Here is a 650-nt window from a genome sequence, read left to right as displayed (position 1 = left end):
TGTAAAATCATCAGCAAAATCCTGTGCTAACTTTACAGCCTCAGGCACAGATAGCTCTCCTTCACTGCCAACAAGCTTATATTTTTCTGAGCTTTCCACAGCTTCGGAGTATGGAAACGCCTTGACGAATTCGGATTCATTGTAATATTTTTGCACATCAAAAACCTTTTGATACGAAAAAAAACCGGTACATCCGATCGACAATTGCAGACCCTTTTCTTTATCCTCATAGCTCGGACCTGTTGGGTAAGTAGTATCGTCATTCGTAATATTTGCTTCATTGAAATCTTCATCATAATGTGTGAATATTTCCTTGTAATTATCCTCAAAACCTGTAGGACATATAAAATCTCCTGTTTTTATCTTCTGCGGAATATCTATATCAAGGATATCACTGAAATTCATATTGTCACATTCAAGCTTTTTAAGTTCATCTATATACTCCGATTTCTTTTTACTCATTTCATCCAGCGAAGTGAGAGCATATCCCTGAGTCGCAGTGTTTTCATTTTTTGATCCTTTCTTAACACTTTCAGGTGTCTCTGCACAAGATGACAAGAATAACAGCGACAGGCATAAAATCGTACTTGTTATTTTTAAATGCAGCTTCATTTTGTTGCTCCTTTGATTTCTTATAATACAAGGCAATA

1 protein-coding gene is annotated in these 650 nt (G+C 36.0%); it reads right to left on the bottom strand.

Annotation, left to right across the window (positions count from 1 at the left end; all coding sequences use genetic code 11):
- On the bottom strand, positions 1-462 hold a 462-nt coding region (locus tag DW938_RS14565), incomplete at its 3' end, for a hypothetical protein (protein WP_147342417.1).
- Positions 463-650 lie beyond the last annotated feature (188 nt).

Source organism: Ruminococcus sp. AM43-6 (genome assembly GCF_003461785.1).
Taxonomy (GTDB): domain Bacteria; phylum Bacillota; class Clostridia; order Oscillospirales; family Ruminococcaceae; genus Hominimerdicola; species Hominimerdicola aceti.
The sequence above is the reverse complement of the archived record's forward strand: the minus strand, read 5'-3'. Positions and strand labels throughout refer to the sequence as shown.